Here is a 14,258-nt window from a genome sequence, read left to right as displayed (position 1 = left end):
ATAGAATGATTCTGGTGCGAAATCCGCCTGATGTGATCGATCTGCTGTCGTTCAACAGGTTCCGGATTGAAATTTTGTCGTTGCGCTACATGGTCGCGCCAATTTGCCACGGCACAAATTCGTAATCGCCCAGGCCCTGCGCTTCTGATTTCGATTGCTCGCCAGAAGCAACGCGAATGAGGAGTTCGTAAATTTCGCGGCCCTTCTGTTCCAGGCTAACCCCATCCAGCAGCATTTCACCGGCATTGACGTCCATATCCCCGGTCATGCGTTCGTACATTTGAGAATTGGTGGCAATTTTGATGCATGGGGATGGTTTGGAACCAAAGGCAGATCCCCTGCCCGTCGTGAACGCAACCAGATTGCAACCGGACGCTATCTGGCCGGTTACGGAAGCCGGATCATAGCCGGGTGAATCCATAAAGGTGAACCCCTTGGCCGTAACCGGTTCGCCATAGCGATAGACACCCATCAGCGGCGTCGTACCGCCCTTTGCGGCAGCTCCCAGTGATTTTTCCAGGATGGTGGTCAAACCGCCCTTTTTGTTTCCCGGGCTTGGATTGTTGTCCATGGAGCCCTTGTTGCGCGCCGTGTAATCTTCCCACCAGCGCACGAGATTGACCAGTTTCTTTCCTGTTTTCTCGTCGACCGCACGGCGGGTCAAAAGGTGTTCGGCACCATAAATTTCCGGCGTTTCAGCCAGAACACCTGTCCCGCCCTGCGCTACCAGAAGATCACAGGCATAACCCAAAGCTGGATTTGCAGTAATGCCCGACCAGGCATCTGATCCGCCACATTGCAAGGCCACACACAATTCAGAGACCGGGCAAGGCTCCCGCTGAAATTTGTTGGCTTCCGGCAACATGGCGCGGACTTTTTCAATGCCAATGTCGACGGTTTTCTGCAGGCCGGCGACATCCTGAATGTTCATGGCATGGAACAATGGTCCGCTCTGAATACCCATGGCTTCCAGGAGCCACTCGATCTGGTTCATCTCGCAGCCAAGGCCGACCATCAGAACACCAGCGTGGTTCGGGTGGCGCGCATAGCCCCACATGACCCGCTGCAATGCATCAAAGCCTTCGCCATCGCCCGCCATGCCGCATCCGGTTCCGTGGACGAAGGCCACGACACCATCGACATTCGGATAGTCTGCCAATTCTTCGGGGCCAAATGCCTGAGCGATTCTGCGTGCTGCAGTAGCCGAGCAATTCACGGAGGTCAGAATGGCAATATAGTTTCGGGTGCCGACTTTTCCGTTGCTGCGGCGATATCCCATAAAGGTATCACGCGCACTCTCTGCTACCGGCTCAACTGGGCGCAGGTCCGTCGAAAATTCATAATCGGCCTGTGTATTGCGGAACTCGATATTCTGGGTGTGCACATGCGTCCCCGGCGGAATATCCTCTGACGCATAGCCAATGATCTGATTGTATTTGCGAACCGCTTCACCTGACTTTATGTGAACCGTAGCAACCTTGTGCCCGCGCGGCACCAAAGACCCGGTTTCGGTGTTTTCGATCTGTTGACCAGCCTCTGTTGGCTTGGTGACGGTGACCACATTATCTGCGGCGTCAAGGCGGATGAAATCCGACATAGTAAATTCCTTAGGCGCACCGGAGCGCTTCAGACGCCCCGTGTTTAGGTGTGTTTAGAGTTGCTGCGTTGATGATCCGCAGGCATGTTTCCTGACTTAACCAATCTGCTGACAGCGATCCGATTTCCCGCGGGCCATAATGGCTGACAGCGAGAAAAGATGTGTCCGCCAACAGACTAGCATACCAGTTTTATTGCACTGGGCGGCAAATGACCATCGTAAAGATGAGATCTCCTGGTAAGAAAATTATGAACTCCGAGAACGGCGCTATCCGCTCAAAGTTACTGTCTCTTACTTATGTCCCCGGCTGTTCTTCAGAGATGTAGATTTTGATGATTTCATCAAAACTGGTTTCTGCTGTGAAACCAAGCGCCAGGGCGCGCTCCGGCGCGAAGTCCTGAGCCCAGGTTTTCACAATGTTCATAATGGTATCGTTGGGTTCCCGGCGGATCAGCTTGGTTGCATCAGAACCGGCTATGACGCGAAGTGCGTCAATTTGTTCCGCCACGGTGCAGGATACGCCGGGCATGTTCAATGCACGTCGTGCGCCCAATGATGTTGTATCCATATTGACTGCATGAACCAGAAAACCAACTGCAGAGCGTGGAGAGGCATGCCAGTGACGCACAGTGTCCGGCACCGGTAAAATAGCTTCCTGCCCATTCAAGGGCTCGCGAATGATACCGGAAAAGAAGGAAGACGCCGCCAGATTCGGCTTGCCCGGACGCACACAAATGGTCGGCAGGCGGATTGAAATACCGTCAATCAAGCCTTTGCGGCTGTAATCATTGATCAGCAATTCCGTCATAGCCTTTTGAGCACCATAGGAAGTTTGCGGTGCCGTCAGAAATTCATCAGTGATCTTGTCTGGAAAAGGTGCGCCGAAGACGGCGATTGAGGAGGTGAAAACAAGTTTGGGACAATAGGCCTGTTCACTGGCCTCGGTTTCTTCGCGCAACGCTTCCAGTAACCACCAAGTGCCACGTGCATTGATGTCCCAGCCCTTGACGAAATTCTGCTCTGCTTCGCCAGACACAATGGCCGCCAGGTGAAAAATGATGTCCGGTTTCAACCCGGCCAGTTTCCTGGCTTCATCGGGATCGGCAAGATTGCCAACCAGTGCTGTCACCGGGAAAGACGCTTCGGGTTTTGCTGCCGCGACAACATCATGAAGAATCAGCTCGCTGATTGTGCCAGCGACCAAACCATCCGCGACCAACCGGCCGACAAGTTTCTGACCGACCATTCCGGCGCCGCCCAATATCAAAACTCTCAAACTACCAATTCTCCCTGTGATGTTGCATTGCTTCCGGCCAGATTACTGCGGATTTACCGGTCTTGTGGCGCAGTCCTTACATGTTCCACGCAGTTCAACAATGGACTGTTTCAAGGCAAAGCGATAATCATCCGCCACCTCTTTAAGATTCGAGGTAAGCCGTTCATCTGCAACTTCATCAACCAGCCCACAATCATCACAGATCGCAAACGCAACTGTGGTGTGGTCAGAGCATGTGGGATGACTGCAGGCGACAAACGCGTTGAGCGATTCCAGACGATGGACCAATCCCAGATCGATCAATTTCTCCAGAGCCCGATAAATCTGCAAAGGCGCGCGCAATCCGTCGGCGCGCAGCCTGTCCAGCAATGTATAGGCGCTTTGGGGCTCTTCTGTTCGCGTCAGAGCTCCGAATACCAGTTCCTGATTCTTGGTCAGGGGCTTTTCAGTTGATCCGGTTTGATTCATTTCAGCGGCCCTTCCCTTGTTTCTGAGCGGTTTGTGAACCTGCGGATACCAGATGACAGGCTGAGAATAAACAGTAGCGAAGCGGCAACAACAATAGAGGGCCCCGATGGCGTGTCCCACCGCAAAGATCCTGACAGACCGCCAATCACGGCAACCGCTCCGATCAATGCAGACAGGACTGCCATTTGTTCAGGGCCTGCTGCAAATCTGCGCGCTGTTGCTGCAGGTACAATCAGCAAAGCTGTAATCAGCAATACGCCAACAATTTTCATCGCGATGGCAATGACCATGGCCATCAGGAGCATGAAAACAATATTGGCAATGTCAGGGCGCATGCCCTCAGCTTCCGCAAGTTCGGGGCTGACAGTTGCGGCAAACAGACGTCGCCAAACCGCCGCCAACACCAAAAGAACGGCCAATCCACCGCCATAAATCAGGGCGATATCTCCCTTGGAAACCGAGAGAATGTCACCAAACAACAACCCCATCAAATCAAAGCGCACCGAGCCCATAAAAGCGAGTACAACCAGGCCAAGTGCCAATGAGGAATGCGACAGCAGCCCCAGCAACGCATCTGATGACAGGCTTGCTTTTTTCTGGAGCAGCAACAGCAATATCGCGACCGAAGCTGACACGAAAAACACGGTCGCGGTGATATTCACCTCAAGCAAAAACGCCAATGCGACCCCTAACAAAGCCGCATGGGCCAGCGTGTCGCCAAAATAGGCCAGACGCCGCCACACGATAAAGCAACCCAGCGGACCGGCAATCAAAGCCACCCCAATGCCAGCGATCAAAGCGCGCACAAAAAAATCATCAAGCATGTGACGAATCATCCCTTGTCTTGGGTTCGTCGGCCTCATGGTCGTGATGACCATCATCCGGGTGGCAGTGCTCCGTCACTGTTCCATCTGCATGCCGCACGGTGCCATCGGGCAGATGGGTATGGTCGTGATGATGCTGATAGACCGCAAGACCTGATGATGCGCGCGCACCGAACAGCTTTAGATATTCAGGGCTTTCCGCAACTGCGCCTGGTGTGCCCTTGCAACACACGTGGCCGTTCAGGCAGATCACCTGGTCGGTGGCGGCCATCACCACGTGAAGATCATGGGAAATCAGCAGGATGCCACATCCCAGTTCGTTGCGGATGCTCGAAATCAATTCATAGAGTGCCAGTTCGCCTGTAAAATCGACGCCTTGCACCGGCTCATCCAACACCAGCAGATCCGGTTTGCGGGCAATGGCACGGGCCAGCATAGCGCGCTGAAACTCTCCCCCAGACAGATGACGCACCTCTGCGGCTGCCAGATGGGCAATGCCGGTTCGTTCCAAAGCCTGAGCTATATCCGCGGCCCTGAGGCGGGTTGTCAGTGTCATCAACCGGCGCACCGTCAGCGGTAACGTCCAGTCAATATGTAGCTTTTGTGGGACATAACCAACGCAAAGGCCAGGCAGCCGGGTCACCTTGCCCTCACTCGGCTTCTGCAAACCAAGAACCATTTTGGCCGTTGTGGACTTGCCGGACCCGTTCGGTCCGATCAGGGTCACGATCTCGCCGCGCTGAATGTCAAATTCAATACCGCGAACCAGCCATTTGCTGTCGCGATACACGCCTGCATTGCTAAGGGATGCAATTGGATTTTGCGAAATTGTCACTTTTGACAGGCCACCGGATAAGTGCGACAGGGTCGCGACTTATCACATATGTTATAATGTTACGCAAGAAAGAGCGTTTGGTGACCTGTTGATACGGGCAGCGTCAGCCCTGCTTCCATGGGCCGTGGTGACTGCCTTCTGAATCCAGTCGCTCGAAAGAATGGGCACCAAAGAAATCGCGTTGACCCTGGATCATATTCGCGGTCGAGCGGCCTGTCCTCATCATATCGAAATAGGACAATGCGTTGCTCAGCGCCGGAAGCGGCAATCCATGCAAGGCACCAGCGGCGACAACACGTCTCAGGCTGCCTTCGGTCTCGACCAGTTTCTGCGAGAAATACGGTGCAAACATCAGGTTCTGATCAGCGTTTTCTGTCAGAGCGTCCGCCATATCATTCAACATCGTGGAGCGGATGATACAGCCTTCACGCCAGACCCGTGCCACATCCGGCAGGGGCAATGACCAATCGAAGTTTTCAGATGCCGTACGCAGCAGTTGGAACCCTTGTGCATAACAGACAATCTTGCCGGCAATCAGCGCCATTTCCAGCGATTCAGTGGACAATGCTTCTGTGCTCAGGCTTTTCGGCGCAGCGCCAAAGATTGCTTCTCCGGCTTTGCGCTCTTCCAGTCTTGAAGACAGATTGCGCGCGGCAACGGCTGCATCAATGGCAGTGATGGGTGCGCCCAGATGCTGAGCTTCAATCACTGTCCAGCGACCTGTGCCCTTCTGTCCAGCCTTGTCGAGAATAATATCCAGAAGGGGGCCACCGGATTTCGCATCATTGGCTTTGGCAACAGCTGCGGAAATCTCGATCAGATAGGATTTCAGCGTGCCTGCGTTCCAGGTGTCGAACACCTCGCCGACTTTCGCCGCGTCCATTCCAAAACCATCGCGCATAATGCCATAGACTTCGGCAATCATCTGCATGTCCGCATATTCAATGCCGTTGTGAACGGCCTTGACGAAATGGCCGGCACCGCCCTCACCCATCCATGTGGCGCAAGGCGTGTCTTCATATTTTGCAGAAATTGCTTCCAGAATATGGGCGACGCGATCCCATGCCGGTTTTGGACCGCCGCCCATAATGGACGGACCGTGGCGCGCACCTTCTTCACCGCCGGACACACCGATGCCGATAAAGGGCACACCGGCCTCTTTGGCATCTGCAGCGCGTTTGTTGGTGTCGTGGAAATTTGCATTGCCCGCGTCGATGATCAAATCATCCTTGTCCAGCAGGGGGCGCAAAGCGGCGATTTGCTGATCAACGGCATCACCAGCCGGGACCATCAGAATGATGGCGCGCGGTGCTTTTATGGCCGCAACGAACTGCTCAAGTGTTTCGGTTGGAACAACGCGCTCAGCGAGATCGCCTGCATTGGCGTAGAACTCATCCGTCTTGGATGTCGTCCTGTTGAAGACTGCGATCGGGAATCCCTTCTCAGCAATATTCAGAGCAAGACTGGCTCCCATTGTGCCAAGGCCGATCAGGCCGATTTCCGCGCTATTTGAATCACTTGGGGTCATAAATGTCTCTATTGGTTTAACTTGGAGCTCGAACGAGTTGGAAGGAACTTGTATAACAGTTCCGGTCATTCCTCAATCGGGCTGACTTGAATTCATGTGCCAATCAGCGACATGGTCTCAAGCAACAACAGCGCCACGCGTCGGTGGCAGATCTCTCCGCTCCAACAAGTTTTACCTATCCGGGTCAAAGGGCTGGAAAAAGGACCTAAATACCCAGCTTTTTCGGGTTCTGCTTGATGGAAACCAGAAGGTCCTTCAGATCGTCTTCCATAACCCGCTTCGCGGCACCATTGGCGGAAAACCATTTCCGTTTGCGTTCGTTACGCTCGGGCCAACGGCGCAGCAACTTTGTAACCCGCATTGGATACAGCACCACCTCGCACGGGATATCTGCACCATCTTCAATGCGTTTCAGATAGTGGTAGACACCGATAGGCTCCTTCGAGATTTGCCCTATGACGCCCGCTTCTTCCAGGGCTTCCTGTTCAGCTGCCTGATGCAGTTTTTTGCCCTTCATGGGCCAGCCTTTAGGCAGTACCCAACGCCCTGTATCGCGTGAGGTGATCATGAGAATGCGCCAGTCTCCACTATCTGATAGTCTGAGTGGGAGAGCGGCCATCTGGGTTTGGGTGCCACGAGGCATTATCTTTGGATTCCTTTGATTTTCAGGGTGTACAGCGATTCTGTGACGAAAAAAAACAAACGTCATCGGACTGACGTGGCCCGGTGGTATAGGTCGAATTGCTTAGCCAGAAATGTGTTTTTGCTACTGCCAAAAACGACTCGCTGATTGCAAAGAATTATTTAACCGACTAATAAACTATTATCAAAAAAAGAAAAGCAAGGAGAACGGGATGAAATTAAGTAAGCGACTGATGGGCAGCTGCGCTGCTCTGGTAGGAACTGTTGCTTTGATGTTGGGTGCGGTTCCAACATCATTCGCGGCTTCCCATGTGGAAGACTGCCCTCGCGGCACTCTGGATGAGCGATATTGCGATCGTGACGGGGACCTTCTGGCTGACACACCAACAGATGCGTCCAAGCTGGCTGATCCCGATACGCTGATTTTTGCCTATACTCCAGTTGAAGATCCTGCAGTTTACAAAGAAGCCTGGGCGGATTTCCTGACGCATCTTGAAGCTGTTACCGGCAAGAAAACGTTGTTCTTCCCTGTTCAGTCCAACGCTGCACAGATTGAAGCCATGCGTTCCGGGCGCCTGCATATTGCTGGTTTCAACACGGGTTCAAATCCTCTGGCAGTGAATTGTGCCGGCTTCAATCCATTCACCATCATGGCGTCCAAGGACGGTAATTTTGGTTATGAAATGGAAATCATCACCTATCCGGGTTCCGGCATTGATAAGGTGGAAGACATCAAAGGCAAGCAACTCGCCTTCACTTCACCAACTTCGAATTCAGGCTTTAAAGCACCCAGTGCCATCCTGAAAGCCGACTTCGATATGGAAGCCGAGCGTGATTTTGAACCGGCTTTTTCCGGCAAGCATGACAATTCCATTCTTGGTGTTGCCAACAAGGATTATCCTGCTGCGTCGATCGCAAACTCCGTCCTGAAACGGATGATCAGCCGCGACGTGATTAAACCTGAGCAGGTCAAAACAATCTACAAATCACAGACTTTCCCAACGACAGGCTTTGGTGTTGCTCACAATCTGACTCCAGATCTGCAAGCCAAAATTCGGGAAGCGTTTTTCAGCTTTGAATGGGAAGGTACCAGCCTTCAGGAAGAGTTTGAAAAATCCAATGAAGGCCAGTTCCTGGAAATGACCTACATTGAGTTCTGGGATGTTATCCGCAAAATTGATACTGCCAACGGTGTTTCCTACTCCTGTCAGTGATTTTTGGATAATTTCTAAGCCAATAGAACGGGTGCGTGTTTCAGACCAAACGCGCACCCGTTAATTGTATCACCTTACGGGATATTTATGCTCAAATTAGAACAGCTTACCAAAGTCTACCCCACCGGCGATAAAGCGCTGACTGATGTAACTTTGGAGATTCCCAGTGGTCAGGTAGTGGCCCTGATCGGCCCTTCGGGTGCCGGAAAATCAACACTGATCCGCTGCATCAACCGCTTGGTGACCCCATCATCAGGCAAGGCTATTCTGGACGATGTTGAACTGACCGCCCTTGGCGCTGGCGGATTACGCCGCGAGCGGCGCAGGATGGGGATGATTTTTCAGGAATATGCACTGGTTGAGCGGCTGACCGTGATGGAAAATGTCTTGTCCGGACGGCTTGGCTATGTGGGCTTCTGGCGCAGTTATTTTCGCAAATTCCCGCAAAAAGATGTGGATGAAGCATTTCGCCTGCTGGACCGTGTTGGCCTTCTGCCCATGGCGGATAAGCGCGCTGACGAATTGTCAGGCGGACAACGGCAGCGTGTCGGAATTGCCCGCGCGCTGATTCAGGACCCTGCCCTGCTGTTGGTGGATGAACCGACTGCGTCGCTTGACCCAAAAACCTCTCGCCAGATCATGCGTTTGATTTGCGAGTTGTGCGAGGAACGGGACCTGGCTGCCATCATCAATATTCACGATGTGGCGCTGGCCCAGATGTTTGTCCAACGTGTCATCGGCCTGCGCTTCGGGGTCGTTCAGTTTGACGGTCCGCCAGAAGGCCTGACCCCAGATGTGTTGACCAAAATTTATGGTGAGGAAGACTGGAAGGAAACCATCCAGAAAGTGGATGAAGAAGACTTGCAAGACGTTGCCTCATGAACCGCACCTCTACCCTACATACAGATGTCCGACTGGAAGATCTGGTTGGTCGTCAATGGCAGAAGCCTGCATTCATTCAATCCAACATGTGGCGGTGGGGTCTAACCATCGGCACTATCGTGTATCTTATTCTGGCGATTGGCTCCCTTGAGGTGAACTGGGCCCGCGTTAGCGAGGGTCTGGACCGCGGCCTGCAATTCGTTCTGGGCTTTGCCAATCCTGATTTCAGCTCACGTGCTGTGGATATCAGAGAAGGTCTTATTGAAAGCGTCGAGATGACCATTGCCTCAACGGTCGTTGGCATTTTGATTTCCATTCCAATTGGCCTTGGTGCCGCGCGAAACATTGCGCCGCTGCCGGTGTACATCGTCTGCCGCGGCATTGTTGCCGTATCGCGTGCCTTGAACGAGATTATCGTTGCCATTCTTCTTGTGGCGATTTTCGGATTTGGTCCGCTGGCCGGTTTTCTGACTTTGAGTTTCGCGACGATTGGTTTTCTGGCCAAACTGCTGGCAGAAGATATTGAGGATATGGACAAGGTTCAGGCTGAAGCCATTCGCGCCACTGGCTCCACATGGACACAATGGATCAATTACGGCGTTCAACCCCAGATCATGCCGCGCCTTATCGGGCTGTCGATCTATCGACTTGATATCAACTTTCGCGAATCCGCCGTTTTGGGGCTGGTGGGTGCAGGTGGCATCGGAGCCACCCTCAACACGGCCTTTGACCGCTATGAGTTTGATACGGCCGCAGCCATTCTTCTAATTATCATCGTCGTCGTCATGATGCTGGAATATCTGTCCGGCATCATTCGCGCAAAGGTTCAGTAATGCCAGTTTCATCCAACAAAAGCGGACTGAAAGTCTGGCAACGGCGCGACCGCAACAGTCAATTGTTGAACTGGGCAGGCTGGCTGTTTGGCACCATCATCTTTCTCTATTGCTGGGCTCAGATTTCTGACGCAACCGAATGGTTTTTTGTGTGGGACGCACCGCGCATTGCGGCTGATATCGGCTCGCGCGCCCTGCCGCCGCGCTGGGGCTATATTGATACGCTCTGGGAACCCATTTGGGATACGTTGAACATTGCAACGCTGGGAACATTGTTCTCCCTGATTCTGGCTGTCCCCGTTGCTTTTCTGGCAGCGCGCAACACAACCCCCAACCGCTATATCATCCGGCCCATTGCCTTGCTGATTATCGTCTCGTCACGCTCGATCAACTCGTTGATATGGGCGCTGCTGCTGGTGGCTATTGTTGGACCGGGTATCTTTGCGGGCATGCTGGCCATCACCATCCGATCCATCGGTTTCTGTGCCAAACTGCTCTATGAGGCGATTGAGGAAATTGATCAGAGCCAGGTTGAAGCCATTGCGGCCACAGGTGCCAGCCGCTGGCAGGTGATGGCTTACGGTATTGTGCCCCAAATCCTACCCGCCTTTGCCGGGATTGCGGTGTTCCGCTGGGACATCAATATTCGCGAATCAACCGTTCTTGGGCTGGTTGGCGCAGGCGGCATCGGCCTGCAATTGCAGGGGTCACTGAATACGCTGGCTTGGCCGCAGGTCAGTCTAATCCTGCTGGTCATCCTCGTTGCAGTTCTCATCAGTGAATGGGTTTCTGCAAAGGTGCGCGGCGCAATCATCTGATACCAACATGCACTCCCGGAAACACGCGTTTGAAAAAGCGCGTGTTTGTTGTTTTTTTCTGCAAAACTGGTAAATTACAACAAATAATGCATAAAAATACACTTGAATGCATTTTTAGGAGAGGCAAATGCAGGATATCCAGGCTGCTTTTTTAGCTGCCTTCAATCTGATCGTCAGTCTGGATGCCGATCTGTTTGAAATAGTGGGCTTGTCTCTGACTGTCACACTCAGCGCAGTTGGCATCTCTTGCCTGTTAGGGTTTCCACTTGGTGCTTTGTTGGCCATTTCCCGTTTTCCCGGAAGAGGCATGATTGTGGTGTTCATCAGTTCACTGATGGGATTGCCCCCGGTTGTTGTTGGTCTGACGGTTTATCTGTTTCTGTCCGGTGCCGGACCGCTTGGTAGCTGGCAGCTGCTCTACACACCAACGGCAATGATCATTGCACAGACCCTGCTTGTGACCCCCATTGTCGCCGCCCTCACACGGCAGATCGTTGAAGACCTGAATGGCGAGTACAGCGAATTGTTGCGCTCCATGAGCGCACGCCGACGTGACGTCTTATCCACCTTGTTGTGGGATGCGCGCTATTCGCTGATTACAGCTGCGCTGGCCGGTATGGGCCGGGCGCTGGCTGAAGTTGGTGCGGTTATGATTGTGGGTGGCAATATCAATCATGTCACCCGTGTCATGACCACAGCAATTGCGCTTGAAACCTCCAAAGGTGAATTGGCGCTTGCCCTGGGCCTCGGTATCATTCTGGTTCTGCTGTCCATCTCCATAAACGCTGCGCTCATGTCCCTGCGCACCAGCATGGAGCGGTTTGCCTATGCCTGAAGCAGATATCGTTCAACTGCATGAAGGCGCAGAGCACAATTCAGCCAGGCTGATCGCCAAACTGGAAAATGTGGTGTTTGCAGCAGGCTCCAGAAAGCTTGTCGACGGGCTGACAATTTCCCTCCGCAACAATGGCATCACCATAGTGATGGGACCGAACGGAGCTGGCAAATCATTGACCCTGCGTCTGCTCGCAAGGCTGCTGTTGCCCACTGCCGGACATGTACACGCATGTGGCATAGCCTCTCGCGATATTGCCCTTGTGTTCCAAACACCGGTGATGTTGCGACGGTCGGTAAAAGGGAATTTGACCCACGCACTTAAACTGCGTGGCGTGAACCGCAAAGACCGGCCCACGCGGCTTGCTGAATTGTTGCAGATGGCTGATCTGGAGCAACTGTCCAGTTCGCCTGCCAGATTGCTGTCCGGTGGGGAGCAACAACGCCTGGCACTGGTGCGAGCGCTTGCGGCCCATCCTAAATTGTTGCTGCTGGACGAACCAACTGCAAGCCTCGACCCTCAGGCGACGCAAGCCATTGAAAAGCTGGTTCTGCAGGCCAGCAATCATGGAACCAAAATCGTGCTGGTTACGCATGACATCGGCCAGGCCAAACGGCTGGCCTCTGATGTGGTCTTTCTACATCAGGGGTTTGCACATGAGCACTCACCTGCAGAGAGCTTCTTTACAGAGCCGCAATCACCAGAAGCGATGGCATATCTGAAGGGTGAATTGCTGGTTTGAACATTTACCGGGAGACATGAAATGAACAGATATCTTTGTCATCTGACCGGGCTTTGCCTTCTGGCACAGACTGCCTTGATGGGGTCAGCCTCGGCTGATGATTTCATTATTGTTCAATCGACCACGTCGACCCAGAATTCCGGGCTCTATGATGCGCTTTTGCCCCGGTTAAAAGAGATGTCTGGTATCGAAGTCCGGGTTGTCGCGGTTGGCACAGGACAGGCTATCAAAAACGCAACAAATTGCGATGGTGATGTGCTTCTGGTTCACGCGAAATCATCGGAGGAAAAATTCGTCGCTGACGGATACGGCCTGACCCGATCCGACGTCATGTATAATGATTTCGTGATTGTGGGCCCGGCTTCTGACCCTGCAGGCATTGCCGGCAGCAATGATGTGGCTCCTTCTTTGCAAAAGATTGCTGAAACCAAAGCTGCGTTTGCGTCTCGTGGTGATGACAGTGGCACCCACAAGAAAGAACTCAGCCTTTGGAACAGTGCCGGAGTTGATGCGCCTGCGGCCAGTGGAAGCTGGTATCGCGAAACCGGCTCCGGCATGGGCGCTACACTGAATGTCGGCATTGGTATGGATGCCTATGTGATGACCGACCGTGCCACATGGATTGCATTTGGCAACAAGGCAAACCACACAATAGTTGTGGAAGGTGATCCGGCCATGTTCAACCAATATGGAATTTTGGATATCAACCCGGATCGCTGCCCGAATGTGAAAACCGATTTGGCCAGTCAGTTTATCGACTGGATTCTATCGTCAGATGGCCAGGATGCCATTGCCGCTTACCAGCGTGACGGGCAGCAATTGTTTTTCCCGAATGCCAAATAGAGGCGGTGCCTAAGCACCATTCCAGTGTATTTTGCCGTGGCTGGATAAATCATACCCGCCAATATCGGCGGCGTGTTGTTGAAATTCAGATGAACAGCAAAACTTAAGAAGAGCCTGCATGGGCGGCTCAAACCATGAGCGGCGGTCGACCAGCAGATCGTAGCGTTCCGTTACAATTGGCAGAAAACCAAGGTCAAATTGTCTGGCCAGGCCTGAAAGCCCGGGAGCTGCGTCGGCCTTGCCGGACACAACGGTCAGGGCAGCATCTGTTTCCGTCCGGGCATAATCTGGAAGCAATTCAAAGTCCTGCGGCCTGATGCCTTTGGCTTTCAGTTCGTGCAGGAATAACCGCCCTGCGCCTGATGCTGGCTGTCGCTGCGCAATCCGCTTGCCTTTCAACTCTGAGAGAGATGTAATTGAAGCCAGTTTGGCAGACAGGATAAGCCCCTGCTCGCGCCGCGCCCATTCCATCAGAACCACCGGTTCCTCGGAAAATGCATTCCGCACGAATGACAGGTTCCACTCGTTACCGCTGTCTTCCACCAAATGAACTCCGGCGGCCATAGCCTGACCGGACTTCAATTGGTCAAGCCCATCCATACTTCCGTCGAAAAAAGTTGCAAGACCACACCCGCTTTCACGGATCGCCCAATCCAGCAACGGGTCGTGACTGCCTGCAATGATATGAGGCAGGATTTTGGTTTGTACCGGGCCAGCGGGCTTGGCACCACTTAACCAGGCATCAACCTCGGATTTGGGAAAGAGCAACTTGCCGGTAATGCGGCGACAGGGAATTTCCCCGGCGCTTGCAAGATCATAGACCTTACGCTCCTTCACGCGCAAAATATCGGCAAGTTCTTTAGTCGTGAGGAATTGAGGGTCAGTCATTGAGGGTCGGTCATGCTGTATTCCGAACGGAGG

General features: G+C 53.2%; 15 protein-coding genes. 7 read left to right on the top strand and 8 right to left on the bottom strand.

Translation table 11 applies throughout. The features are described 5' to 3' along the window. Nucleotides 1-85: 85 nt before the first annotated feature. The 7 genes from RAL91_RS12330 to RAL91_RS12300 form a co-directional block, all read right to left on the bottom strand. The gene (locus RAL91_RS12330) at nt 86-1,597 is read right to left on the bottom strand and encodes a UxaA family hydrolase (protein WP_306262675.1); all 1,512 of its coding nucleotides are present in this window, start codon (nt 1,595-1,597) and stop codon (nt 86-88) included. Nucleotides 1,598-1,892: 295 nt separating this feature from the next. After that, nucleotides 1,893-2,873: a D-erythronate dehydrogenase gene (gene denD, locus RAL91_RS12325; protein WP_306262674.1), complete on the bottom strand. Its 981-nt coding sequence runs from the start codon at nt 2,871-2,873 to the stop codon at nt 1,893-1,895. Nucleotides 2,874-2,915: 42 nt separating this feature from the next. After that, nucleotides 2,916-3,341 carry a Fur family transcriptional regulator gene (locus RAL91_RS12320; protein ID WP_306262673.1) on the bottom strand — a complete coding sequence of 142 codons (426 nt, stop codon included), beginning with the start codon at nt 3,339-3,341 and terminating at the stop codon, nt 2,916-2,918. Further along, on the bottom strand, nt 3,338-4,165 hold the full coding sequence (locus RAL91_RS12315; protein WP_306262672.1) for a metal ABC transporter permease: 828 nt from the start codon (nt 4,163-4,165) through the stop codon (nt 3,338-3,340). Before RAL91_RS12315 ends, RAL91_RS12320 begins: the two co-directional genes overlap by 4 nt. Then, nucleotides 4,158-5,009: an ATP-binding cassette domain-containing protein gene (locus RAL91_RS12310; protein WP_371932541.1), complete on the bottom strand. Its 852-nt coding sequence runs from the start codon at nt 5,007-5,009 to the stop codon at nt 4,158-4,160. Before RAL91_RS12310 ends, RAL91_RS12315 begins: the two co-directional genes overlap by 8 nt. 94 nt (nt 5,010-5,103) lie before the next feature. After that, entirely contained in the window at nt 5,104-6,528 is a 1,425-nt protein-coding gene (gndA, locus tag RAL91_RS12305; RefSeq protein ID WP_306262671.1) for an NADP-dependent phosphogluconate dehydrogenase, read from the bottom strand. Nucleotides 6,529-6,733: 205 nt separating this feature from the next. Next, nucleotides 6,734-7,171: an NUDIX hydrolase gene (locus RAL91_RS12300; RefSeq protein ID WP_306262670.1), complete on the bottom strand. Its 438-nt coding sequence runs from the start codon at nt 7,169-7,171 to the stop codon at nt 6,734-6,736. A gap of 211 nt (nt 7,172-7,382) precedes the next feature. Between RAL91_RS12300 and phnD the strand changes: the two genes are divergently transcribed. The 7 genes from phnD (at nt 7,383) to RAL91_RS12265 (ending at nt 13,337) form a co-directional block, all read left to right on the top strand. Beyond that, nucleotides 7,383-8,384, top strand: a complete 1,002-nt coding sequence (gene phnD, locus RAL91_RS12295; RefSeq protein ID WP_306262669.1) for a phosphate/phosphite/phosphonate ABC transporter substrate-binding protein — start codon at nt 7,383-7,385, stop codon at nt 8,382-8,384. Nucleotides 8,385-8,471: 87 nt separating this feature from the next. Continuing rightward, a complete protein-coding gene (phnC, locus tag RAL91_RS12290) occupies nt 8,472-9,266 on the top strand; it encodes a phosphonate ABC transporter ATP-binding protein (protein WP_306262668.1) in 795 nt (264 codons plus the stop codon). Further along, on the top strand, nt 9,263-10,099 hold the full coding sequence (gene phnE / locus RAL91_RS12285) for a phosphonate ABC transporter, permease protein PhnE (RefSeq protein WP_306262665.1): 837 nt from the start codon (nt 9,263-9,265) through the stop codon (nt 10,097-10,099). The genes phnC and phnE (RAL91_RS12285) overlap by 4 nt, the downstream gene beginning before the upstream one ends. Then, nucleotides 10,099-10,917 (top strand): phosphonate ABC transporter, permease protein PhnE, encoded by an 819-nt coding sequence (gene phnE, locus RAL91_RS12280; protein ID WP_306262663.1) that lies wholly within the window; start codon nt 10,099-10,101, stop codon nt 10,915-10,917. The genes phnE (RAL91_RS12285) and phnE (RAL91_RS12280) overlap by 1 nt, the downstream gene beginning before the upstream one ends. 127 nt (nt 10,918-11,044) lie before the next feature. Beyond that, entirely contained in the window at nt 11,045-11,752 is a 708-nt protein-coding gene (locus tag RAL91_RS12275; protein ID WP_306262661.1) for an ABC transporter permease, read from the top strand. Continuing rightward, the gene (locus RAL91_RS12270) at nt 11,745-12,494 is read left to right on the top strand and encodes an ATP-binding cassette domain-containing protein (RefSeq protein WP_306262659.1); all 750 of its coding nucleotides are present in this window, start codon (nt 11,745-11,747) and stop codon (nt 12,492-12,494) included. The genes RAL91_RS12275 and RAL91_RS12270 overlap by 8 nt, the downstream gene beginning before the upstream one ends. A 21-nt stretch (nt 12,495-12,515) precedes the next feature. Then, nucleotides 12,516-13,337, top strand: a complete 822-nt coding sequence (locus tag RAL91_RS12265) for a substrate-binding domain-containing protein (RefSeq protein WP_371932516.1) — start codon at nt 12,516-12,518, stop codon at nt 13,335-13,337. Nucleotides 13,338-13,346: 9 nt separating this feature from the next. Here RAL91_RS12265 and RAL91_RS12260 read toward each other — a convergent pair whose 3' ends face one another. After that, complete coding sequence (locus RAL91_RS12260) at nt 13,347-14,225, bottom strand: helix-turn-helix transcriptional regulator (RefSeq protein WP_306262657.1); 879 nt, start codon at nt 14,223-14,225, stop codon at nt 13,347-13,349. Between the last annotated feature and the right edge of the window lie 33 nt (nt 14,226-14,258).

Source organism: Pararhizobium sp. IMCC21322 (assembly GCF_030758295.1).
In the GTDB taxonomy this organism is placed as follows: domain Bacteria; phylum Pseudomonadota; class Alphaproteobacteria; order Rhizobiales.
Note: the sequence above shows the minus strand (reverse complement) of the source record. Positions and strands in the feature narration are given on the sequence as shown.